A 22204-nucleotide genomic window follows, 5' to 3' on the forward strand; every position below is an offset into this window, starting at 1 on the left:
TGCCGTTAATATTCGTCCCCGCTGTCGCCCTGACAGCATGTTGCGCTCTTAGCTCAGTTGGTTAGAGCACCACCTTGACATGGTGGGGGTCGATGGTTCGAGTCCATTAGAGCGCACCAAGTGCGTCCGTAGCTCAGTTGGTTAGAGCACCACCTTGACATGGTGGGGGTCGGTGGTTCGAGTCCACTCGGACGCACCAATATTTAGTATGCGCTCTTAGCTCAGTTGGTTAGAGCACCACCTTGACATGGTGGGGGTCGATGGTTCGAGTCCATTAGAGCGCACCACTTTCAGAATTCCTTCAGTTTGCGCAACGCCTCCTTTTATTGATCTGCATCGCTTCTCCCCTCTGCTTTTTGATTGGTTTTCGCATACTTAGCGTCTATACTGTCCCGCGTTGCTTACTTGAAAGGTTTCAGCGATCACGTGCTTACTGCGATAACTCAAATGATTTGCGCAACAACAGCGTGGTGGTTACCAACCGTAACCGCACAACTTCCCTGCACGCCTGGCCTTCGTCACCTATTCTTACTCAGTACTGCCCTTTTCAGTCTCAATCAGAAATTTCACTTCGATGCGCTGCCATCGAATTCCGCCCTTATTCATCCATCACAACTTACAGAAAATCCGTCATGAAAAAGACTAAAATCGTTTGTACAATCGGCCCGAAAACCGAATCCGAAGAGATGCTGACTCAGCTCCTCGAAGCTGGCATGAATGTCATGCGTCTTAACTTCTCTCACGGCGACTATGCCGAGCATGGTCAGCGCATCACCAATATGCGTGCCGTTATGCAAAAAACCGGTCGTCAGGCCGCGATTCTGCTGGATACCAAAGGCCCTGAAATCCGCACGATGAAGCTGGAAGGCGGTAACGATGCGGCGTTGAAAGCCGGCCAGACATTTACCTTTACGACTGATCAGAGCGTGATCGGTAACAGCGAACGCGTTGCAGTTACCTATCCAGGCTTCACGGCTGACCTGAAAATCGGCAACACAGTGCTGGTCGATGATGGCCTGATCGGCATGGAAGTGACCGAAGTCACTGAAAATACCGTGGTGTGTAAAGTCCTGAACAATGGCGATCTGGGTGAGAACAAAGGCGTTAACCTGCCAGGTGTTTCTATCCAGCTGCCCGCTCTGGCTGAAAAAGATAAGCGCGATCTGATTTTTGGTTGTGAGCAGGGCGTTGACTTTGTCGCTGCCTCTTTCATCCGTAAACGTTCAGACGTGCTGGAAATTCGTGAGCACCTGAAACAGAACGGTGGCGAACACATCCAGATCATCTCCAAAATTGAAAACCAGGAAGGCCTGAATAACTTCGACGAAATCCTCGAAGCGTCAGACGGCATCATGGTTGCACGTGGCGACCTGGGCGTTGAGATCCCGGTTGAAGAAGTGATCTTCGCGCAGAAGATGATGATCAAAAAATGTAATAAAGCACGCAAAGTGGTTATCACAGCCACCCAGATGCTTGATTCCATGATCAAGAACCCGCGCCCTACCCGCGCAGAAGCCGGTGACGTCGCCAACGCCATCCTTGATGGGACTGATGCTGTCATGCTGTCAGGTGAGAGCGCCAAAGGCCGTTATCCGCTGGAGTCAGTCACCATTATGGCGACCATCTGCGAACGTACCGACCGTGTGATGAAGTCACGCATCGACAGCCAGAGTGATAACCGCAAAATGCGTATCACAGAAGCCGTCTGCCGTGGTGCTGTTGAGACCGCTGAGAAGCTGGAAGCGCCACTGATTGTGGTGGCTACCGAAGGCGGTAAGTCGGCGAAATCTGTACGTAAATATTTCCCGAACGCAACTATCCTGGCGCTGACTACCAATCCGACCACTGCACGTCAGCTGATCCTGAGTAAAGGCATTGAGACGCGTCTGGTGACTGAGATCGCATCAACCGACGATTTCTATCGTCTGGGTAAAGAAGCGGCGCTGGAAAGTGGCTTTGGCCAGAAAGGTGATGTCGTGGTTCTGGTGTCCGGTGCATTAGTACCAAGCGGAACTACCAACACCGCTTCCGTTCACGTCCTGTAAAACTTTCTTAAGCCATTATTTTGAAGCGCCTGAGTCAGGCGCTTTTTTTATTTCTACCTAAACCAAATACCAGAAAATTCCAATCGAAAATAACTATTCAAATACTCTTAATATTAAGGTTAATCCGATTAAATCTCTCTGTTTTCCCTTAATTTTTTTATCATATTCTGTGATCCGCTGCTTCTTTGAGCGAACGATCAAATTTAAGCATCTTCTCATCAAAAATTTATTCTCAACTTAAAAAGCTTTGTGTAATACTTGTAACGCTACATGGAGATTAACTCAATCTAGAGGGTATAAATAATGAATCGTACTAAACTGGTACTGGGCGCGGTAGTTCTGGCTTCAACTATGCTGGCTGGTTGCTCAAGCAACGCTAAAATCGACCAGCTGTCTTCAGACGTTCAGACTCTGAACGCTAAAGTTGACCAGCTGAGCAACGACGTGAACGCAGTGCGTTCAGACGTTCAGGCTGCTAAAGATGACGCAGCTCGCGCTAACCAGCGTCTGGACAACCAGGCTCACTCTTACCGTAAGTAAGAGTTCTGGTTTAAAAATGGCGCCTTTATGGCGCCATTTTTTTTGCCTGAATTCAGTGCCCTTTCGGGTACGTGTTGCTTCAGGGTTGAACCGCTTTACCTTCAGTCTGTGAAACCGGGTTCTCCGCGCTCGCAGAAGCACTCTCCAGCCCCGGAGGCGGCACGGTATCACTCTGTACCGGCTCTCCACTGCTCACCAGCACAGGCATGCCTGAGCGGCGCGTTAAGCTGGCTTTAATCAGCGCGCTATCACTCTTCTCACTTTTCATAAACTTCTTCAGGTCACCGCTGATCGCAATCGGCATGGTCTGCGGATCGTCTTTGTCGCTATGCGATAGCGGCTGGTGTACTTCCACGTAGCGTTTCCCATCCGGCTCCACGGCGTACTTCACCGGCTGATTGATGATCTGAACACGCGTGCCTTTTGGCGCCGCGTTAAACAGCGCTTCAATATCCTCTGAACGCAGGCGGATGCAGCCTGAACTGACGCGCATGCCGATGCCAAACTTCGCATTGGTGCCGTGGATCAGGTACTGGCCAGTGCCGCGCGCCAGACGCATGGCAAACTGCCCCATCGGGTTATCCGGTCCGGCCGGGACCACGCCGGGTAGTGTAATGCCCTCTTTGGCGTAACGCTTGCGGATGTTCGGAGTGGGCGTCCAGGTAGGATTAGGGATTTTCTGGCTGATTTGCGTCACCATGACGGGTGTTGCCGCCCCCAGCTGGCCAATGCCGATGGGATAGACGATGACTTTATCTTCCCCTTTGGGATAGTAGTAGAGGCGAAGCTCGGCGAGATTCACCACAATCCCTTCGCGCGGCGTATCTGGCAGGATCATCTGCAGCGGCACCGTCAGCTGGGTGCCCGCTTTGGGCAGCCAGGGATCGGTTCCGGGATTTGCCTCCAGCAGACCCAGCAGGCCGACCTGGTAACGGGACGCGATCGATTCCAGGGGTTGTTTATCATCGGGAACCTGTGTCAGGACGTTCTCGCCAATCAGGCGACTGTCAGGCGGTGGCAGCGGATATTCGGTGGCGAACGCGGGTGCAGAGAGCCCAAAACAGGTCAGCAGCAATGCACCGGCTAAACGTAAAGCAGGTTTCATGCAATTTTCTCGTCAGATAAAAAAACAGACGCCGGATGGCGTCTGTGGAGTGTAACTTAGCTGAGGTTCTGAGCGGTATGGCGAATAGACCGAATCATCGCCTCCAGCCCCTGCGACCGGGTAGGAGTCAGGTGCTGCATCAGGGCCAGTTCGCCAAACCAGTGGCGCACATCCAGCGCCAGAATATCGGCGGGCTGAAGGTTCTGATAGAGACTAAATACGATAGCAATCAGTCCTTTAACGATAGCGGCATCGCTGTCGCCTTCAAACGCAATCGAACCATCTTCCTGCGGGGTCATTCTGATCCACACCTGACTCTGACAACCCGAAATCACGTTTTCCGGCTGGTGTAAGGTTTCAGAAGATTCCGGGAGCTTTGAACCCAGTTCGATGATGTAGAGGTACTTCTCTTCCCAGTTGGCGCAACGATTAAAGTTGCGAACCAGTTTCTCTTTTTCAGGCAAAGTCGCCATCACTCACTCCGTTAAAACTGTTCAGCCGCCCAGCAGACGATGAATGCGCGTCAGACCGGCAGCCAGACGATCCACTTCCTCTTCACTGTTATAGAAGGTGAAGGAGGCACGGCACATCGCCGGAACATTGTAGTGCTGCATCAGCGGCATCGCACAGTGATGCCCGGTGCGAATCGCAATACCATATTGATCCAGGAAGCTGCCGACGTCGTAGGCGTGGTGTTTGCCCAGATTAAAGGCAATCACACCGGCACGTGACTGCGGGCCGTAAATCTGAATATCGGGTACGGTGCCCAGCTTATCGAGCGCGTAGTTCATCAGTGCAGTTTCACGCTGATGAATGGTGTCCAGCCCCAGCGCCTGTACATAGTCCAGTGCCGCACCAAAGCCGATGATACCGCCGGTATTCGGCGTACCCGCTTCAAAACGCCACGGCGCACTGTTCCAGGTGGTGCCGGTGGGCAGCATGACCTGACCGATCATCGAACCGCCGCCTTCCCACGGTGGCATCTCATCCAGCAGCGCTTTGCGGCCGTAAAGAATCCCGACGCCGTTCGGGCCATAGAGTTTATGGCTGGAGAAGACATAGAAGTCGCAGCCGATATCCTGCATGTCGACCTTGTCATGCATCACCGCCTGCGCGCCATCCACCAGCGTGAGGACGCCGGCAGCTTTGGCCTGGGCTACGATCGCCTTAACCGGGTTAACGGTGCCGAGTACGTTTGAAACGTGCGTGACGGCCAGTAACCGGGTGCGGCTGTCAATCAGACCCGCCAGATGCTCCAGGGCCAGCTCACCATTGTCATTTAATGGCAGCACGCGCACTTCTGCGCCCGTACGCTGTGCCAGCATTTGCCAGGGAACGATATTGGCGTGATGCTCCATCTCGGTGATGATTAGGTTGTCGCCCGCCTGGAGGTTACTGCTGCCCCAGGTGTTCGCCACCAGATTGATACCTTCGGTGGTGCCTTTGACAAAGACGATCTCTTCCTGCGACTGCGCATTGATGAAACGGGCAGCCTGTTCGCGCACATTCTCCATATCGCTGGTTGCCTGCTGGCTCAGCGTATGGATGCCGCGATGCACGGCCGCATAGCCATGCTGGTAGAAATGACTCTCGGCGTTAATCACCGAGAGTGGACGCTGTGCGCTGGCTGCACTGTCAAGATAGGCCAGCGGATGACCGTTGACCTCACGCTTCAGGATGGGAAAGTCAGCCCTGATGCGTTGGAGATCGAAGTTCATCATACGTCGCCTCCGGGAAAGCGTTCAGCAATACGCTGCAGCACGGCCTGACGCATCACAGTGTTTTCCAGCGTTTCTGTCAGTTCTGCAGCAAATGCATGAATGATCATGGTCTGCGCCGCATCCTGTTCAATACCGCGCGAACGCAGGTAGAACATCTGCTCATCATCGATGCGACCAATAGTGGCACCGTGGCTGCATTTCACGTCATCCGCATAAATTTCCAGCTGCGGTTTGGTATCGACTTCAGAAAGCTTGCCCAGCAACAGGTTGTTGTTGGTCATCTGCCCGTCAGTTTTCAGCGCATGCTGAGCCACTTTGATGTGACCATTAAACACCGCGCGGCCTTTATCACGCACGATGGTTTTATGCATCTGGCGGCTCATACAGTGGCCTTTATTGTGCTCCAGGTAGGTGCGGGTGTCCGCCACTTCCTGTTTCACCGGCAGCACCAGACTGTTAATCGCCAGCGTGGTATTTTCGCCGTTCAGCTGCGTACTGGTGTTGTGACGCGACAGGCCGGCACCCAGCAGGAAGCTGGTGCTGCTGACCTGGCCATCGTTACCAATCACCAGATCGTTGTGCGCGAAGTGGTAGCTGGCACTGCTTTCAAAGGCCAGCTTAGTGTGGGTCAGCTTTGCATTGTCGCCGACCGCAAAGGTAAAGCGCGTGCCAGTGAAATGGGCGCGCTCATCCAGGGAAACGTAGTGCTCAATGACTTCCGCTTCTGCACTCTCTTCAAGCTGCAGGTGATGACGATAGTGAACCGTATTCATGCCCGTCTGCTGGCCGCTGGTGATATGCAGCAGGTAGATCGGACGCGCAGCGGATTTACCGCGTGCCAGACGCAGGGTCGTGACCTCTTCCGCCAGACTTTCTGTCAGATGCAGGAAAATTTCCGGCTGAACCGCAGCGGGCAGCGGACGATGCTCTGCGGCCACGCAGTGCTGAACCTCAAACAGTTCGACATCACGGCTGCTGAATTCAGGCTGAAACTGACCGTCAACATACACCAGACGGATCGCATCCAGCGGCAGTGCCAGCGCATCAACCTGTTCAGCGCTCAGGGTCTGAGGCGCATCGGGCAGCACAAACTGCTGGGACAACAGCGTGTCCAGCGGCGTGTACTTCCAGTTTTCATGCTTGCGGGTTGGCAGGCCAACGCGCATCAGTTGCTGCCAGTGCTGCTGAGCCTGCAGAGAACGCACGTCGCCACGCGATTCAAACAGGTGATGCCACTGTTGCAGCGCAGAATCACTCTTCGTCGGTAAGCCAGCCATAACCTTGCTCCTCCAGCTGTTTCACCAGCGAGAAGTCGCCAGATTTCACGATTTTGCCCTGATACAGCACATGAACGAAGTCTGGCTTGATGTAGTCCAGAATACGCTGGTAGTGCGTCACGATGATAAAGGCGCGCTTCTCGTCGCGCAGGCTGTTCACGCCATTCGCAACTATTTTCAGGGCATCAATATCCAGACCGGAGTCGGTCTCATCCAGGATGCAGAGCTCAGGTTCCAGCGCTGCCATCTGCAGAATATCGTTACGCTTCTTCTCACCACCGGAGAAGCCGACGTTAACTGAACGGGTCAGCAAATCTTCCGGCATCTTCAGCAGCTGAATTTTCTCTTCAATGAAGTCCTGGAAATCGAAGCGATCCAGCTCTTCCTGCTGACGATATTTGCGCACCGCGTTGACCGAGGTTTGCAGGAAAAACTGGTTGCTGACGCCCGGAATCTCTACCGGATACTGGAAGGCCATAAAGATACCTTCACCGGCACGCTCTTCAGGCGCCAGTTCCAGCAAATCTTTGCCTTTGAAGGTCACCGAACCGCCCGTGACTTCATAATCTTCGCGGCCTGCCAGCGTAGCCGACAGCGTACTTTTACCTGAGCCGTTCGGGCCCATGATGGCATGCACTTCGCCTGGTTTAATTTCGAGATTCAGGCCACGCAGAATGGCTTTATCTTCAACACTGACCTGCAAATCTTTAATGCTTAACATTCTTATTCCTTCACATTGCTTCCGGCAAGGCGTGTGACGGCATCAGCCCACACTGTGCTCAAGGCTGATGGCTAACAATTTCTGGGCTTCCACGGCAAATTCCAGTGGCAACTCCGAGAATACGTCTTTACAGAAGCCGTTCACGATCATCGAGATCGCATCTTCTTCACTGATACCGCGTTGCAGACAGTAGAACATCTGATCTTCGCCGATACGTGAGGTAGTAGCTTCATGCTCCAGCTGGGCGGTATTGTTGCGGGTTTCGACATACGGGAAAGTATGCGCACCGCAATCCGGACCGATCAGCATCGAGTCACACTGCGTAAAGTTACGGGCATTGGTGGCGGTTGGCATGATCTTCACCAGCCCGCGATAGGTGTTCTGACTTTTACCGGCCGAGATCCCCTTAGAGATAATGGTCGATTTGGTGTTTTTACCAATGTGGATCATCTTGGTGCCGGTGTCGGCCTGCTGACGACCGCTGGTCAATGCCACTGAATAGAATTCGCCTACCGAGTAGTCCCCGCGCAGAATGCAGCTCGGATACTTCCAGGTGATAGCAGAACCGGTTTCAGACTGCGTCCAGGACATTTTGCTGTGGTCACCTTCACACAGCGCACGCTTGGTCACGAAGTTAAGGATACCGCCCTCACCTTCGCCGCCAGGGAACCAGTTCTGAACGGTCGAATATTTCACTTCAGCATTTTTATGGATAATCACTTCCACCACGGCCGCGTGCAGCTGGTAAGTATCACGTACTGGCGCGGAACAGCCTTCAATGTAGCTGACGTAGCTGTCTTCATCGGCAATGAGGATGGTGCGCTCGAACTGACCGGTTTTCGCCGCGTTAATACGGAAATAGGTCGACAGCTCCATCGGGCAACGCACCCCTTTCGGGATGTAGACGAAGGTGCCGTCTGAGGCGACCGCTGAGTTCAGCGCAGCAAAGAAGTTATCATTCGCCGGAACCACCGTGCCGAGGTACTGCTTCACCAGCTCAGGATGTTCCTGAATGGCTTCGCCGAATGAACAGAAGATAATCCCCTGCTCCGCCAGCTTGCCACGATAGGTGGTCGCGACCGACACGGAGTCGAAAATGGCGTCAACCGCCACTTCACGGCCTTCACGTACCGGTACACCCAGCTGATTAAACGCATTTTCCACTTCCTGCGTCAGATAGTCGCTGGCTGGCGCGCTGCCTGAAGCCTGCATGGCACCCGGCTCGGAAGCACAGCTGTCATCGCAGTTGCCGCAGGAGGGCGCGGAGTAGTAGCTGTAATCCTGGTAGTCGAGTTTTTCGTAGTGGGCTTTCAGCCAGTGTGGCTCTTCCATTTCAAGCCAGGCACGAAAAGCCTTAAGACGAAACTCCAGCATCCACTCTGGCTCGTTACGCTTGGCCGAGATCGCCCTCACCACATCTTCATTGATGCCGTTGGCAAATTCTTCGGTCTGCAGTTGGGTAAAGAAGCCCTCTTTATAGTTGAGCTTGCCTTCCCAGATTTGTACATCGTCAGATGTTTCGCTGTGTCGTGACATATTTCACTTACTCGACGCCAAAGCTTTCACCGCACCCGCAGGCGTGCTGAGCTTTAGGGTTATTGAATTTAAAAATCTGATTCAGGCCTTCGCGAACGTAATCCAGCTCGGTGCCATCAACGAATGGCATCGCCTGAAGCGGCACAAACAGCGTTGCGCCGTGGAATGAGAACTGCAAATCGTCTTCGACAGGCTCTTTAACCAGATCCATGACGTAGCCAAACCCGGCGCAACCGGATTGTTTCACGCCAAGCCGCAGACCCTTGACTTCAGGATCCTGAGCCGCCAGATTGAGAATTTGTTGTGCTGCGGTTTCAGTCAGCGTCAACCCTTTCCAGACAAAATCGTCGGGTGAGAAAGAGTCTGTATTAACGGATGCCATGTTGATACCTCTTGAGTCCGGACCTTTTCAGGCTATCCCCCTATGGTAGTGATCTGTACAATCACTTCAACCTCTTGTTTTGCAGGGATAATCATCTAGTGCTGTTTTATCTGCTTATTTATTAAGCATAGCTGCTCCCGCTCACCCTGCGGTAAGAGAATCAGCGTCAATAAGCGGGTGATAACCTATTAATAAATCACTCTTTTTAAAAAAACCATTTTTGATCAAAGTGCTTATTGATAGGTTACGCCTTTCTTTGATGTAAACAGATTGTTATTTCCGATTATACCGACAGGCAGGATAAATCGATAAATTTTTCTGCCCACCCGTTGCAATCACGGCCGGGATGAATATGATAATTATTATCATTAACATTCAGGGCGACGCGATGACCCTTTCTGTCTCAGCCTGGCTGCAGCATAAAATCGACGAATACCAGTTTTCGATGCGGGATATCACCGTCGACTTTTATATGGCACAGGCAAAACTTGACCGGGCCGACTGCACGATCCATCAGCTACGTCAGTTCAATGATGCCTGTCAGGATATGGCAGAAATCTGCCAGATGAACGGTGACGATCAGAGTTACCTGCACGCCATGGGTAAACTGCATCACCGACTGCTGCAGGAGATGGGAAACAACGATCGCGATCGCCTGTTTCGCCTTCAGGCTTATCAACTGGCGCGATTGTCCCTGACCCGACTCTGCCATCAACTGGCCATGGTCGGAGAATGGAACAAAGCCACCGTGCTGCAAAGTGACTTTATGCGTCACGCAGGCTGGATATTCTAATCCAGCCACGGCGTGACGTCGCGCACAATTTTTTTACATTATCTCTAACAATGCCTGAAGCGGATGGCGCATGCCATTGCCTTCTACACGCTTGACCTGACTACGGCATGAATAACCCGTGGCCAGGCAGCGCTGACGAGGCAGTCGCTGAAGCTGTGGATGCCAGGAGAGTGCATAGATTCCCAGCGAATTTTCGAGGTTTTTACTTTCGTGGCCGTAGGTGCCCGCCATGCCGCAGCAGCCGACATTGATGTTTTCCAGCTTTGCACCAAACCGGGCAAAGATCCCCTGCCACTCATTCGGTGTGGAGGGCTGCGCGGTCACCTCAGTGCAGTGCGCGAAGAGATACCAGGATTCCCCGCCTGTTGCCTGCACGTCACGTTCTGACAGCGCACGCGCTAACCACTCATGCACCAGCAATACGCTGAAGTCGCCGCGCGACTCACCCAGCGTCTGACGATACTCATCGCGATAGCAGAGCACGGTAGCGGGATCCACACCCACCATAGGCAGTTCCAGTTTTGCTACCCGATTAAGAAAATCGGCGGTGCGAGCTGCCGTGCGTGCAAAACGCTGCAGGAAACCTTTCACATGCTGCGCTTTGCCGTTAGGCAAGAATGGCAGCAGTACCGGACGGTAGCCCAGCTTCTCAATCAGCCTGACAAAATCATTTACCAACTGGGCTTCATAAAAGCTGGTAAACGGATCCTGCACCACCAGCACACAGTTAGCGCGATCGGCAGCTGGCAACGCTTCCAGCTGTTCCAGCGTCATGTTCATGGCGGGATGACCGCTGAGCTGCTGTTTCAGATTTGGCGCCGAGAGCAGAGGCAGATCGACCATGCCGATATGCGTTTTACTTAACTCTTTCACCCAGGGCTGACGCAGGAAGAAATTGAACACCTTCGGCGCTTTCGCCATCAGTGGTGCATAGCTTTCAACCGCCGCCACCAGATGATCGCTGACCGGACGCAAATAGCGGGTGTGGTAAAGCTGGAGGAAGCGCGAACGGAACGCGGGTACGTCAATTTTGATCGGACACTGGGTCGAGCAGGCCTTACAGGCCAGGCAGCCCGACATCGCCTCCTTTACCTCGTGAGAGAAGTCATACTCCCCTTTGCTGGCGTGCCAGCTGTTGCGTGTGCGGGTAATCAAGCCGCGCAGCGACAGCGTGTTTTCCGGCAGCTGCTTTTCCAGTACAAGGGGATCGACACCCTGTTCAGCCAGCAGCCGCAGCCATTCCCGCGTCAGCGTCGCCCGTCCCTTAGGAGAGTGAATGCGGTTGCGGGTAATCTTCATGGAGGGACACATCGGGCTGCGAACATCAAAGTTAAAACACAAGCCGTTGCCGTTACACTCCATCGCCCCACGCCATTCATCGCGCACCGTGACCGGAATCTGCCGATCAAAGGTGCCGCGCTTCACTGCATCCACCTGCATCATCTCGTCGTTACGGTTAAAGGGCGTGCAGATTTTGCCTGGGTTAAGACGGTTTAACGGGTCAAAGGCGGCTTTGATGCGGCGCAGTTCGTTAAACAGCGTCTCGCCAAAGAATGCCGGACTATACTGGGCGCGGAAACCTTTGCCATGTTCGCCCCACAGCAGGCCGCCGTAGCGCGCAGTCAGTGCCACCACATCGTCGGAGATCTGTTTCATCATCATCTCCTGCTGCGGATCGCACATATCCAGCGCCGGACGCACGTGCAGGACGCCTGCATCGACGTGACCAAACATGCCGTAACTCAAACCGTGGCTATCAAGCAGGGCGCGAAATTCGACAATATAGTCCGCCAGTTTTTCCGGCGGAACGGCAGTGTCTTCCACAAACGGAATCGGCTTAGCGCGGCCTTTGGCATTCCCCAGCAGACCCACCGCTTTTTTACGCATGTTATAAATGCGCTCAATGCCATCCAGATCGTTACAGAACTGATAGCCAATGACGCCTCCCTGCTGCTGCGCCATCAGCGCGTCAAGGCGGGCGCAAAGTTGTTCAATCTGCTGATCGATCAGCGCTGCGTTGTCACCGGCAAATTCAACAATATTGAGACCCAGCATCGCTTTGTCGGGTACGTCAGTAATTAATTCACTCACCGAGTGCCAGACGATATCTTCACGTGCCAGATTCAGTACTTTAGAGTCAACAGTCTCGACTGAGAGCGCCTGCGCTTCCACCATCAATGGCGCGTTGCGCAGGGCCGAGTCAAAAGAGTCATATTTAATGTTCACCAGCCGCCGCACTTTTGGCAGCGGGGTGATATCGAGTCGCGCTTCGGTGATAAAGGCCAGCGTTCCTTCAGCGCCGCACAACAGGCGTGTCAGGTCAAAGGTCTGCATATCGTCACTGAAAACGTGGCGCAGATCATAGCCGGTCAGGAACCGATTCAGCTTTGGAAACTTTTCCAGAATCAGCGCACGATGCTCGCGGCAACGCGTCAGCACCTGCTGATAGATCCGCCCTTCCGGGGTGGCCGTCTGTGCCAGTGTTTCTGCCAGCGCCGTCGCCATGGGCCGCGTATCAAGCATATCGCCGCCCAGCAACACAGCCCGCAAGCCCAGAACGTGATCCGACGTTTTGCCGTAAACCAGCGAGCCCTGACCAGACGCATCGGTATTGATCATTCCGCCCAGTGTCGCACGGTTACTGGTCGATAATTCTGGCGAGAAGAAAAAGCCAAATGGTTTCAGCCAGGCATTCAGCTGATCTTTAATCACCCCGGCTTCAACCCGCACCCAGCCCTCATCCGTATTAATCTCCAGGATGCGGTTCATGTAGCGCGACATATCCACCACAATCCCATGATTCAGCGACTGCCCGTTGGTGCCAGTGCCGCCGCCACGTGGGGTAAAAACCAGACTGGCAAAGCGCGCTTCGCCGGCCACGCGGGCGAGCAGTGCAACATCGGCGGTTGAACGTGGAAAGAGCGCCGCGTCGGGCAGCAACTGATAGATGCTGTTATCGGTAGAGAGTGAAAGACGATCGGCATAGCTGGTTGCCATGTCACCGGTAAAACCCTGCTCTTTCAGTGACTCAAGGAACGTCAGCACCAGTTGAACGAGGCCCGGCGCCTGCGAAATCTGTGGGATCATGATTGTCTGACCGAAGGTGTTGTAAACGTTTGCGTTTATACGTTAGCGATTTCTCGTTTTATCATATTTTTCCTGCGTCTGCCCTTTTTTCAGAAAAGGCAAAAACCTTTCACCACGACGCTGTTTAATCCCTGGCAAATAGATCATGATAAAAACGGGCATCCGAATGCCCGAAAATGAAGGATTAAGACGAGGTTATGAGTCAATGATGAAAAGCCAGTACCGGGATATGGATTTACCGCAAATACTCTTCACCCTGATGTTCATTCTGCTGCTGATCGTCGCCTGTTTATGGGTGGTGCAGCCGTTTATTCTGGGCTTTGCCTGGGCCAGCATGGTAGTGATTGCCACCTGGCCATTGATGCTGAAATTCCAGCGACTGTTATGGGGACGCCGTTCACTCGCGGTGATCGTCATGACACTGCTGCTGCTCTTACTGTTTATTATTCCCATCGCCCTGCTGGTCAGCAGCCTGATCGATAACAGTGCGCCTGTGATTGCCTGGGTGACCCAGGGCCACACGATGCCGAAACTGACGTGGCTCAGGGAAATCCCGATGGTGGGTAAAAAGCTGTATGTCAGTTATGACACGCTGGTGGCGAGTGGCGGTGCCGGCGTGATGGCGAAAATACAGCCTTACATCGGCCGCACCACAGGCTTTTTTGTGGCTCAGGCCGGTCATTTCGGGCGCTTTATGATCCATCTGGGCGTGATGTTACTGTTCAGCGTGCTGCTTTACTGGCGTGGCGAACAGGCTGCCCAGGGCATCCGTCACTTCGCGTTTCGCATGGCGGGACGACGCGGTGATGCTGCGGTGCTGCTGGCGGCACAGTCCATTCGTGCCGTAGCGCTGGGTGTGGTGGTGACGGCGCTGGTGCAGGGTGTGCTGGGCGGCATCGGTCTGGCGATTTCCGGTATTCCTTATGCCACGCTGTTAACGGTACTGATGATCCTCTGCTGCCTGGTACAGCTCGGTCCACTGCTGGTGCTGGTTCCTGCCATCATCTATCTCTACTGGAGCGGCGATACCACCTGGGGCACCGTGCTGCTGGTCTGGAGCTGTGTGGTCGGCACGATGGATAACGTTCTGCGCCCGATGTTAATCCGTATGGGTGCAGACCTGCCGATGATTCTGATCCTCTCAGGCGTGATTGGTGGCCTGTTCGCGTTCGGCATGATTGGTCTGTTTATCGGCCCGGTGGTTCTGGCGGTTTCCTACCGTCTGGTTTCGGTCTGGGTACATGAAGCGCCCGCCCCGGATAAAGACCCGATGGCCTCGGCTGATGCACTGGCCGATCACGAGGGTACCCCACCAGCTGTATAATGCGGTGCAATGGCACTTTGCGCCAATCCCCCTGATGTACATTGATTAGTGCGGTTAATGATGATTAACCGCACCTCTCTTCATCATTCAGATAAATTCTGTTTTTCATTAGCGATTTTTAATAAAAAAGCCATCTTTGACCTAAAAACGACCATTCAGGGCTAAAAAAGATTACTTTCTGCACTGTTTCTTAAGCCAAATGACCAGGTAAAGATGACAAAAGATTATCGGCTTTAAACTAATAAGAGGATTCTTAAAGACGACAGCCAGCCGTATGAATAACATGTTTCCTATGTTCGAAATCAACCTGATGATTTTCAGACAAACTTATTCCCCTGAGTAGAGTAAAGAATTGCTGTGTGTAGTCTTTGCCCATCCCCTGTGATGGGCTTTTTTTTGCCTGAAATAAGCCAGCTATAAATAGAAAAGGCCCGCAATGCGGGCCTTTATGCTTGCTACAACCGGGGATCAGGCGGTTTTATTTAACTGCGCCAGACTCACCCAGGTTTCCACTACGGTATCCGGGTTCAGCGACAGGCTGTCGATGCCCTCTTCCATCAGCCATGCGGCAAAATCCTGATGGTCGGACGGTCCCTGCCCACAGATTCCGACATATTTACCCTGTTTTTTGGCCGCTTTGATCGCCATGGAAAGCAGCGCTTTCACGGCTTCATTACGCTCGTCAAACAGTGCAGAGACAACGCCGGAGTCGCGGTCCAGCCCCAGCGTCAGCTGGGTCATGTCGTTAGATCCAATTGAGAAGCCATCAAAGTGCTGCAGGAACTGATCCGCCAGTAGCGCATTGGACGGAATCTCGCACATCATAATGATTTTCAGTCCGTTTTCGCCGCGCTTCAGTCCCTGACGTGCCAGCTCTTCCACCACCGCCTGCGCCTGATCCACGGTACGGACAAACGGAACCATGATCTCAACGTTCGTAAGGCCCATCTCATTGCGAACACGCTTCACCGCTTCACACTCAAGCGCGAAACAATCCCGGAAGCTGTCCGCTACGTAGCGACCTGCACCACGAAACCCCAGCATCGGGTTTTCTTCTTCAGGCTCGTAGCGCTCACCGCCCACGAGATTGGCATATTCGTTCGTTTTGAAGTCGGAAAGTCGGACAATTACACGTTTCGGTGCAAATGCCGCGCCAAGTGTGGCAATTCCTTCAGTCAGGCGGCCAATGTAAAACTCGACCGGATTATCAAATCCTTTCATCATTTTACGGATCTGCTGCTGCAGTTCCGGTGTCTGTTGATCGAATTCCAGTAGCGCTTTAGGGTGGACGCCAATCATACGGTTAATGATAAATTCCAGACGCGCCAGACCGACACCTTCGTTAGGCAGACAGGCGAAATCAAAGGCACGATCGGGGTTGCCCACATTCATCATAATTTTCAGCGGCAGTTCAGGCAGCGAATCGACCTGAGAACTGGTGACATCAAAATCAAGCAGCTGATCGTAGACGTAGCCGGTGTCGCCCTCAGCACAGGAAACCGTGACCTGATGACCCTCCTTCAAACGATCGGTTGCATCGCCACAGCCAACGACAGCAGGGATACCCAGTTCACGCGCGATGATTGCCGCATGACAGGTTCGTCCGCCACGGTTAGTGACAATCGCTGACGCCTTTTTCATGATCGGTTCCCAGTCCGGATCGGTCATATCCGTCACCAGCACATCACCTTTTTCAATGCGGTGCATTTCGCTGATATCGTGGATGACCTTCACCACGCCTGCGCCAATACGATGACCGATAGCACGGCCTTCCACCACCACGCTGCCCTGACCCTGCAGCGTATAACGTTCCATGACCTGACCATTTGAGCGCACAGTTTCAGGACGCGCCTGAACGATGAACAACTTACCGGTGTGCCCATCTTTGGCCCACTCAATATCCATCGGACGCTGATAATGCTGTTCAATTAAGACAGCCTGTTTAGCCAGGGCCTGCACTTCCTCATCACTTAAGCAAAAACGATCGCGTTCGGCTTCAGGCACATCTTCGATCTGAACCTGCTCGCCATGCGCCTGAGAATCGGCATAGACCATGCGAACCTTTTTCGACCCCATATTGCGGCGCACGATAGCGGGACGATCCGCTGCCAGCGTGGGCTTGTGGACGTAGAATTCGTCCGGGTTAACGGCACCCTGCACCACCATTTCACCCAGTCCCAGCGCAGCAGTAATAAAGACCACCTGATCAAAGCCAGACTCCGTATCAATGGTGAACATCACACCTGAAGAGGCCAGGTCAGAGCGCACCATGCGCTGAATACCCGCAGAGAGCGCCACGCCACGGTGATCATAGCCCTGGTGCACGCGGTAAGAGATAGCGCGGTCATTAAACAGCGAAGCAAAGACATGCTTCACCGCCACCATCACGGCGTCGATACCCTGCACATTCAGGAAGGTTTCCTGCTGACCAGCAAAGGAGGCATCGGGCATATCTTCCGCGGTGGCCGAGGAGCGGACAGCAAACGACGCGGCCTCATCATCGGCAGAAAGTTGCTGATAGGCATCCAGAATGGCGGACTCCAGTTCCGGCAGAAAAGGGGTCTCCACCACCCACTGACGAATCTGCTTACCCGCTGATGCCAGCGCATTCACATCATCAATATCGGTCTCGTCCAGCAGCGCGTAAATTCGCTGATTGAGCCCGCTTTGATCAAGAAACAGGTTAAAGGCATAGGATGTCGTCGCGAATCCATTGGGTACAGAAACACCCAGCGAAGAGAGATTAGTAATCATTTCACCCAGAGAGGCATTCTTACCGCCTACCCGATCAACATCATGCATACCAAGCTGGTTATACCAGAGCACGAGTGGCTGTTCGCCATTAATGGACATTGCGCTTATCCTTTATCAATTAACAATGAATGGACACAGGGAGTTATCTCTTTTCAGCCTGGCATATCACCCCCTCAATAACGATGTGTTGAATCGTTAAAGCAGAATTTCAGCAACAGTTTCAGAATTGTGAGCGAAATTTTTTGCTGTTGCGCAATGACGCTATTTTTCGCTAAATGATTGATGCAGCAGGAAATGACAGATTTTCAGCCATTTAATCCCTCTGTTTTGTTGCGCAACAGTTGCGTGACTATTTGCAGCGTAATAAGGGTTTAAAGCATCCCGGTGAAGCGAAACCGCGGTTAGTTTTTAATTATCCTGATGAAACAGCAGACAAAAAATCCGGACAGGCATTACAGAAACTAAAATCAGAGATGAATTATTTAAGCGCATGGCTCATGCTAACGGCTCACTCTTGTCTGAGGCTGATTACGTTATGACAACTGACAGAAGCGTTTTTTATATCTCCGATGGTACGGCCATTACGGCTGAAGTACTGGGTCATGCGGTGCTGTCACAATTTCCGGTTAATATCACCAGTCTGACGCTGCCCTTCGTAGAAAATGTCCAGCGTGCGCTGGCGGTTAAAGCCCAGATTAACGCCCTTTATCAGCAGAGCGGTGTGCGGCCACTGGTGTTTTTCTCGATCGTCACCCCGGAAGTGCGCGACATCATCGTGCAGAGCGACGGCTTTTGTCAGGATATCGTGCAGGCGCTGGTGGCACCGCTGCAGCAGGAGCTGGGTTTGTCCCCCGCACCGGTTGCTCACCGTACTCACGGACTGGATGCCAGTAATCTGGGTAAATATGATGCGCGTATTGCGGCGATCGATTACGCACTGGCGCATGATGACGGTATCTCGCTGCGCGGACTCGAGGATGCGCAGGTTATTCTGTTGGGTGTCTCGCGCTGTGGTAAAACTCCCACCAGCCTCTATCTGGCGATGCAATTTGGTGTGCGCGCCGCCAACTACCCGTTCATCGCAGATGACATGGATAACCTCAAACTGCCGCCCGCGCTGCGCGCGCATCAGAATAAACTGTTCGGGCTGACTATCGATCCGGAACGCCTGGCGGCGATACGTCAGGAGCGGGCGGAAAATACCCGTTACGCCTCAATGCGTCAGTGCCGACTGGAAGTGGGCGAAGTAGAAGCGCTGTTTCGCACCCATCAGATCCGCTATCTCAACAGCACCAACTACTCGGTGGAAGAGATTGCCACCAAAATTCTCGACATCATGGGTCTGACGCGCCGCATGTACTGAGAGTGTTATCGATGCTGAGTTGTAAAGCGATGCTGCCGTCGCTTTTGATTTCATTATCAAATCCCGGGTTGAATTCGCAGGCTAATGGTTTATTGTGACCACCATCACTTCCCGGTATTTCACCGCTGCGAAGAACCGTTTTCGAGAAACTCATGAACAAAACCGACGAACTGCGTACCGCACGCATTGGTAGTCTGATTACCCCCGCCAGCCTGGCGGCTGACCATCCCGTTTCCCCGGCCATTGCCGACAATGTCACGGCTGCCCGTAAACGTATAGCCCGTATTCTGACCGGTGAAGATCCCCGCCTGCTGGTGGTGATTGGCCCCTGCTCACTGCACGACCCGAAAGCAGCCCTGGAGTATGCAGAGCGTCTGAACGCATTGCGCAGCCGCTATGACGATCGGCTGGAGATTGTGATGCGCGCCTACTTCGAGAAGCCGCGCACCGTGGTGGGCTGGAAAGGCTTAATCTCTGATCCGAACCTGGATGGCAGCTACGATGTAAACCGGGGCATTGGTATCGCCCGCAAACTGCTGATTGATATCAACACGCTGGGATTGCCTACCGCCACAGAGTTTCTGGATATGGTGATCGGCCAGTTTATTGCCGACCTGATCAGCTGGGGAGCGATTGGCGCACGCACCACCGAAAGCCAGATCCACCGTGAAATGGCGTCGGCCCTCTCCTGCCCGGTCGGCTTTAAAAACGGCACCGACGGTAACGTTCAGATTGCCGTGGATGCGATTCGCGCCGCACGCGCCAGCCATATGTTCCTGTCGCCGGACAAGCTGGGGCAGATGACGATCTATCAGACCAGCGGCAACCCGCATGGACATGTGATCCTGCGTGGTGGCAAGCAGCCTAACTATCATGCCAGTGATGTCGCTGCAGCGGCGGAGAGTCTGTCTGCCTTTAATCTGCCAGAGCAGCTGGTAATCGACTTCAGTCACGGCAACTGCCTGAAGCAGCATCGTCGTCAGATGGATGTGGCGGCAGAGGTAGCGGAGCAGATTAAAGCAGGATCGCGGGCTGTTGCCGGTGTGATGATTGAGAGCTTCCTGGAAGAGGGCAATCAGAAAGTGGTGAGCGGCGAACCGCTGGTTTACGGCAAGTCGATTACCGATCCCTGCCTCGGCTGGCAGGAGAGCGAAAAAGTGCTCGCCCTGCTGGCCGAGGCGGTTTCTCATCGCCTCTGATTTTCAGTTAGCTGGAGCAGCTCACCTCTAACGTTTTGCCCCAGTCTGGCGGCCGCTGACGATATTCAGCGGCCGTCTCATCGCTAAAGGGCTGCTGTAACGCCTGATGCAGGCGTGCCAGCGCACCCTGCTCGCCCCGCTCCGCCTCTTCAATCGCCTGCTGTGCCAGATAGTTGCGCAGAATCACCGCCGGATTAGCGGCCTTCATCACTGCCTGACGTTCCGTATCACTGACCTGCTCGTCCATCAGACGGCTGCGATAGCGCTGATACCAGCCATCAAACGCCTCACGATCGATAAACTCATCGCGCAACGGTGAGCGGCTTTCAGCCTGTTGAGTCTCACTTAGCAGCAGGAACGTCAGCGTGTAATCGCTGTGCTCCTGGGTCATCAGGGCCAGCAGATCGGTCAGAATCTCATTATCGTTGCTCTGCTGTGTCAACAGACCGAGCTTCGCCCGCATCCGCTCGCCCCAGACCCGCATAAGTTCAGGTTCATAGGCGCTCAGTGCCGTCCGCAACTGCTCCGTGGTCAGCAGACCCGAAAGCGCGTGCGCCAGCCGGTTAAGATTCCACAGGCCAATCATCGGCTGATTTTCAAAGCTGTAGCGACCCTGATAGTCGCTGTGATTGCAGATGAAGTCAGGCTGATAATCATCCAGAAAACCAAAGGGGCCATAGTCGATGGTCAGGCCAAGAATCGACATGTTGTCGGTGTTCATCACCCCATGCGCAAAGCCCACGCTCTGCCACAGGGCAATCAGCCGCGCGGTACGTAACACAATGTCGGTAAACCATTGCTGATAGCGGTCCGCTTCCGCTTCCAGATGCGGCCAGTGATGACGAATCGCGTAGTCGGCCAGCTGCTGCACTTTCTCCTGCTGCTGACTATAAAAGAAATGCTCGAAATGCCCGAACCGCAGATGGCTCGGTGAGATACGCATCAGCATTGCGCCACGTTCGGTGGTTTCGCGGTAGACCGGCTCATCGCCTATCGACAGGGTCAATGCTCGCGTGGTGGGAATGCCAAGATGGTGCAGCGCCTCTGAGGCGAGGAACTCTCGCACGCTGGAACGGATTACAGCGCGACCATCCCCCATCCTTGAGTATGGCGTCAGGCCTGCGCCCTTGAGATGCCAGTCAAGTTTACTGCCATCCTCAAGGCGCTGCTCACCCAGCAGAATGCCGCGCCCGTCGCCAAGCTGGCCCGCCCAGACGCCAAACTGATGGCCACTGTAGACCTGCGCCAGCGGCTGCATGCCGGGTAACAGGGCTGCGCCGTGCCAGACGTCATGACCGTTACCGGCAAAGAGTTCGGGATCCAGACCCATTGAGGTTGCAAGCGGTGCGTTGTGATACAGCAGGCGTCCGCCTGTCAGCGGTGTGGGGTTTAGCGCGGTGTAACACCCTGTCAGTTCCCGAAACCAGGTGTTGTCAAAAGTGGCCTTACCAGAAGACATTATTTCTCCCATGCGCTGCTCAGCGGTACGTAGATGAGTCCTCTAGTGTAACGCTGATAGCGGGGATTAAAAGAGGGTATCAACCAGGATGCTGAGAAGATGGCATACGATCATCGGCGCAGAGCAGTGAACGCAGTGCATCCGATTTTACTACCGGGAAGAGCGCACCCTGGAAGTCGACACCGTTCAGCTGGCTGACTTTATCGAACAACACTTCATCGTCAATGCCACAAATAATGAGTCGGTCACAATGGGCGCGAAAATTATCGATAATGCTCTGAATAAACGGCACGAATGACGCGCGTTTTGCCAGCGAATGAATAAACTCTTTATCCAGACAGATACAACTGAATAAATTATCGTAGACTGCATTAGAGGGTGTCTTACCCGCGCCGAAATGTGAAAGTGCTAAATTAAATTCAGCGTGCAGGTCAGCCAGTAAGGGATTATTTTTGCCCAGTTTCAGTTGCGGAAACGTTTCAGTGATATTCAACAGAATGAACGGCAGCTGCTTTATTTTCCGCATAACTAATTCACTGGCCAGCAGTGTCCGGGCCATCCCTTCATCAATACGGATAAGTGCTGACACAGAATGCGCTTCAAATAACGCGCGATTCTGCTCCAGCAATCCAATCTGACTTTGCAGAAGGCGCAGCTGCTGCGACTCATCAAGCTGCGGCAGCAACAGATCCTGCGGCAGAGTGATGGGAGCACTTTCATGCACCAACTGCGTTACCAGCTCGACAGCGGTCAACCGTCCGTGAACATCACAGACAGGATAGAACCAGATTTCCGACTGATAGTCGGCCGAGAGATGAATTTTCATTTTGATGCCAGAATAAGCGGCGATGGAGATATCGTATAGTAATGGTTGGGTACAGGCAATAGTGCCAAATCA

Annotated in this window: 17 protein-coding genes, 3 tRNA genes and 1 other RNA gene; 10 read left to right on the forward strand and 11 right to left on the reverse strand. The window is 53.6% G+C overall.

Annotated elements, in window-relative coordinates; translation table 11 throughout:
* Positions 1-42: 42 nt before the first annotated feature.
* The 5 genes from IAI47_RS10825 (at position 43) to IAI47_RS10845 (ending at position 2585) form a co-directional block, all read left to right on the forward strand.
* Positions 43-119 (forward strand) — tRNA-Val (locus IAI47_RS10825).
* 3 nt (positions 120-122) lie between these two features.
* Positions 123-199, forward strand: a tRNA-Val gene (locus IAI47_RS10830).
* 11 nt (positions 200-210) lie between these two features.
* Positions 211-287, forward strand: a tRNA-Val gene (locus IAI47_RS10835).
* A 345-nt stretch (positions 288-632) separates the two neighbouring features.
* Positions 633-2045: a pyruvate kinase PykF gene (gene pykF, locus IAI47_RS10840; RefSeq protein ID WP_003853214.1), complete on the forward strand. Its 1413-nt coding sequence runs from the start codon at positions 633-635 to the stop codon at positions 2043-2045.
* 303 nt (positions 2046-2348) lie between these two features.
* Positions 2349-2585, forward strand: coding sequence for a major outer membrane lipoprotein (locus tag IAI47_RS10845; RefSeq protein WP_003853216.1), 237 nt, complete (start codon positions 2349-2351; stop codon positions 2583-2585).
* 79 nt (positions 2586-2664) lie between these two features.
* Here the strand turns inward: IAI47_RS10845 and IAI47_RS10850 are convergent, their stop codons facing one another.
* The 7 genes from IAI47_RS10850 to sufA are packed head-to-tail and all read right to left on the reverse strand — an operon-like array spanning position 2665 to position 9327.
* A complete protein-coding gene (locus IAI47_RS10850; protein WP_008926195.1) occupies positions 2665-3690 on the reverse strand; it encodes a L,D-transpeptidase family protein in 1026 nt (341 codons plus the stop codon).
* Positions 3691-3746: 56 nt separating this feature from the next.
* On the reverse strand, positions 3747-4163 hold the full coding sequence (gene sufE / locus IAI47_RS10855; protein ID WP_003853221.1) for a cysteine desulfuration protein SufE: 417 nt from the start codon (positions 4161-4163) through the stop codon (positions 3747-3749).
* Between the two features lie 21 nt (positions 4164-4184).
* On the reverse strand, positions 4185-5408 hold the full coding sequence (sufS, locus tag IAI47_RS10860; protein WP_033743296.1) for a cysteine desulfurase SufS: 1224 nt from the start codon (positions 5406-5408) through the stop codon (positions 4185-4187).
* The gene (sufD, locus tag IAI47_RS10865) at positions 5408-6688 is read right to left on the reverse strand and encodes a Fe-S cluster assembly protein SufD (protein ID WP_008926193.1); all 1281 of its coding nucleotides are present in this window, start codon (positions 6686-6688) and stop codon (positions 5408-5410) included. The genes sufS and sufD overlap by 1 nt, the downstream gene beginning before the upstream one ends.
* Positions 6663-7409 carry a Fe-S cluster assembly ATPase SufC gene (gene sufC / locus IAI47_RS10870; protein WP_003853225.1) on the reverse strand — a complete coding sequence of 249 codons (747 nt, stop codon included), beginning with the start codon at positions 7407-7409 and terminating at the stop codon, positions 6663-6665. Before sufC ends, sufD begins: the two co-directional genes overlap by 26 nt.
* A gap of 42 nt (positions 7410-7451) precedes the next feature.
* Positions 7452-8945 carry a Fe-S cluster assembly protein SufB gene (gene sufB / locus IAI47_RS10875; RefSeq protein ID WP_003853227.1) on the reverse strand — a complete coding sequence of 498 codons (1494 nt, stop codon included), beginning with the start codon at positions 8943-8945 and terminating at the stop codon, positions 7452-7454.
* A gap of 7 nt (positions 8946-8952) precedes the next feature.
* The gene (gene sufA, locus IAI47_RS10880) at positions 8953-9327 is read right to left on the reverse strand and encodes a Fe-S cluster assembly scaffold SufA (RefSeq protein WP_003853229.1); all 375 of its coding nucleotides are present in this window, start codon (positions 9325-9327) and stop codon (positions 8953-8955) included.
* A 388-nt stretch (positions 9328-9715) separates the two neighbouring features.
* On the opposite strand from sufA, the gene IAI47_RS10885 reads away from it, so the two are divergent.
* Positions 9716-10120: a hypothetical protein gene (locus IAI47_RS10885; RefSeq protein ID WP_033743294.1), complete on the forward strand. Its 405-nt coding sequence runs from the start codon at positions 9716-9718 to the stop codon at positions 10118-10120.
* A gap of 33 nt (positions 10121-10153) precedes the next feature.
* On the opposite strand, the gene IAI47_RS10890 is transcribed toward IAI47_RS10885, so the two are convergent.
* On the reverse strand, positions 10154-13207 hold the full coding sequence (locus IAI47_RS10890) for an FAD-binding and (Fe-S)-binding domain-containing protein (RefSeq protein ID WP_187961126.1): 3054 nt from the start codon (positions 13205-13207) through the stop codon (positions 10154-10156).
* A 205-nt stretch (positions 13208-13412) separates the two neighbouring features.
* Between IAI47_RS10890 and ydiK the strand changes: the two genes are divergently transcribed.
* Positions 13413-14531 (forward strand): AI-2E family transporter YdiK, encoded by a 1119-nt coding sequence (gene ydiK, locus IAI47_RS10895; RefSeq protein WP_003853236.1) that lies wholly within the window; start codon positions 13413-13415, stop codon positions 14529-14531.
* A gap of 292 nt (positions 14532-14823) precedes the next feature.
* An RNA gene (gene rprA / locus IAI47_RS10900) (antisense sRNA RprA) lies at positions 14824-14931 on the forward strand.
* Positions 14932-14999: 68 nt separating this feature from the next.
* Here the strand turns inward: rprA and ppsA are convergent.
* Entirely contained in the window at positions 15000-17384 is a 2385-nt protein-coding gene (ppsA, locus tag IAI47_RS10905; RefSeq protein WP_008926189.1) for a phosphoenolpyruvate synthase, read from the reverse strand.
* 436 nt (positions 17385-17820) lie between these two features.
* Between ppsA and IAI47_RS10910 the strand changes: the two genes are divergently transcribed.
* Positions 17821-18648 carry a pyruvate, water dikinase regulatory protein gene (locus tag IAI47_RS10910; RefSeq protein WP_003853242.1) on the forward strand — a complete coding sequence of 276 codons (828 nt, stop codon included), beginning with the start codon at positions 17821-17823 and terminating at the stop codon, positions 18646-18648.
* A gap of 152 nt (positions 18649-18800) precedes the next feature.
* Entirely contained in the window at positions 18801-19847 is a 1047-nt protein-coding gene (locus IAI47_RS10915) for a 3-deoxy-7-phosphoheptulonate synthase (protein ID WP_008926188.1), read from the forward strand.
* Positions 19848-19854: 7 nt separating this feature from the next.
* Here the strand turns inward: IAI47_RS10915 and IAI47_RS10920 are convergent, their stop codons facing one another.
* Together IAI47_RS10920 and IAI47_RS10925 are read right to left on the reverse strand one after the other, a co-directional pair.
* Positions 19855-21306, reverse strand: a complete 1452-nt coding sequence (locus IAI47_RS10920; RefSeq protein WP_008926187.1) for a protein adenylyltransferase SelO — start codon at positions 21304-21306, stop codon at positions 19855-19857.
* A gap of 79 nt (positions 21307-21385) precedes the next feature.
* Positions 21386-22132, reverse strand: a complete 747-nt coding sequence (locus IAI47_RS10925) for an EAL domain-containing protein (protein WP_008926186.1) — start codon at positions 22130-22132, stop codon at positions 21386-21388.
* Positions 22133-22204 lie beyond the last annotated feature (72 nt).

This window comes from Pantoea sp. MT58 (genome assembly GCF_014495885.1).
Lineage (GTDB): Bacteria > Pseudomonadota > Gammaproteobacteria > Enterobacterales > Enterobacteriaceae > Pantoea > Pantoea eucalypti.

Coding starts and splice junctions, on each gene's coding strand:
- IAI47_RS10925 (WP_008926186.1), bottom strand. CDS start 22,132: ATGAAAATTCATCTCTCGGCCGACTATCAGTCGGAAATCTGGTTCTAT.
- sufS (WP_033743296.1), bottom strand. CDS start 5,408: ATGAACTTCGATCTCCAACGCATCAGGGCTGACTTTCCCATCCTGAAG.
- ydiK (WP_003853236.1), top strand. CDS start 13,413: ATGATGAAAAGCCAGTACCGGGATATGGATTTACCGCAAATACTCTTC.
- IAI47_RS10850 (WP_008926195.1), bottom strand. CDS start 3,690: ATGAAACCTGCTTTACGTTTAGCCGGTGCATTGCTGCTGACCTGTTTT.
- pykF (WP_003853214.1), top strand. CDS start 633: ATGAAAAAGACTAAAATCGTTTGTACAATCGGCCCGAAAACCGAATCC.
- sufE (WP_003853221.1), bottom strand. CDS start 4,163: ATGGCGACTTTGCCTGAAAAAGAGAAACTGGTTCGCAACTTTAATCGT.
- ppsA (WP_008926189.1), bottom strand. CDS start 17,384: ATGTCCATTAATGGCGAACAGCCACTCGTGCTCTGGTATAACCAGCTT.
- IAI47_RS10910 (WP_003853242.1), top strand. CDS start 17,821: ATGACAACTGACAGAAGCGTTTTTTATATCTCCGATGGTACGGCCATT.
- IAI47_RS10920 (WP_008926187.1), bottom strand. CDS start 21,306: ATGTCTTCTGGTAAGGCCACTTTTGACAACACCTGGTTTCGGGAACTG.
- IAI47_RS10885 (WP_033743294.1), top strand. CDS start 9,716: ATGACCCTTTCTGTCTCAGCCTGGCTGCAGCATAAAATCGACGAATAC.
- sufB (WP_003853227.1), bottom strand. CDS start 8,945: ATGTCACGACACAGCGAAACATCTGACGATGTACAAATCTGGGAAGGC.
- sufA (WP_003853229.1), bottom strand. CDS start 9,327: ATGGCATCCGTTAATACAGACTCTTTCTCACCCGACGATTTTGTCTGG.
- sufD (WP_008926193.1), bottom strand. CDS start 6,688: ATGGCTGGCTTACCGACGAAGAGTGATTCTGCGCTGCAACAGTGGCAT.
- IAI47_RS10890 (WP_187961126.1), bottom strand. CDS start 13,207: ATGATCCCACAGATTTCGCAGGCGCCGGGCCTCGTTCAACTGGTGCTG.
- sufC (WP_003853225.1), bottom strand. CDS start 7,409: ATGTTAAGCATTAAAGATTTGCAGGTCAGTGTTGAAGATAAAGCCATT.
- IAI47_RS10915 (WP_008926188.1), top strand. CDS start 18,801: ATGAACAAAACCGACGAACTGCGTACCGCACGCATTGGTAGTCTGATT.
- IAI47_RS10845 (WP_003853216.1), top strand. CDS start 2,349: ATGAATCGTACTAAACTGGTACTGGGCGCGGTAGTTCTGGCTTCAACT.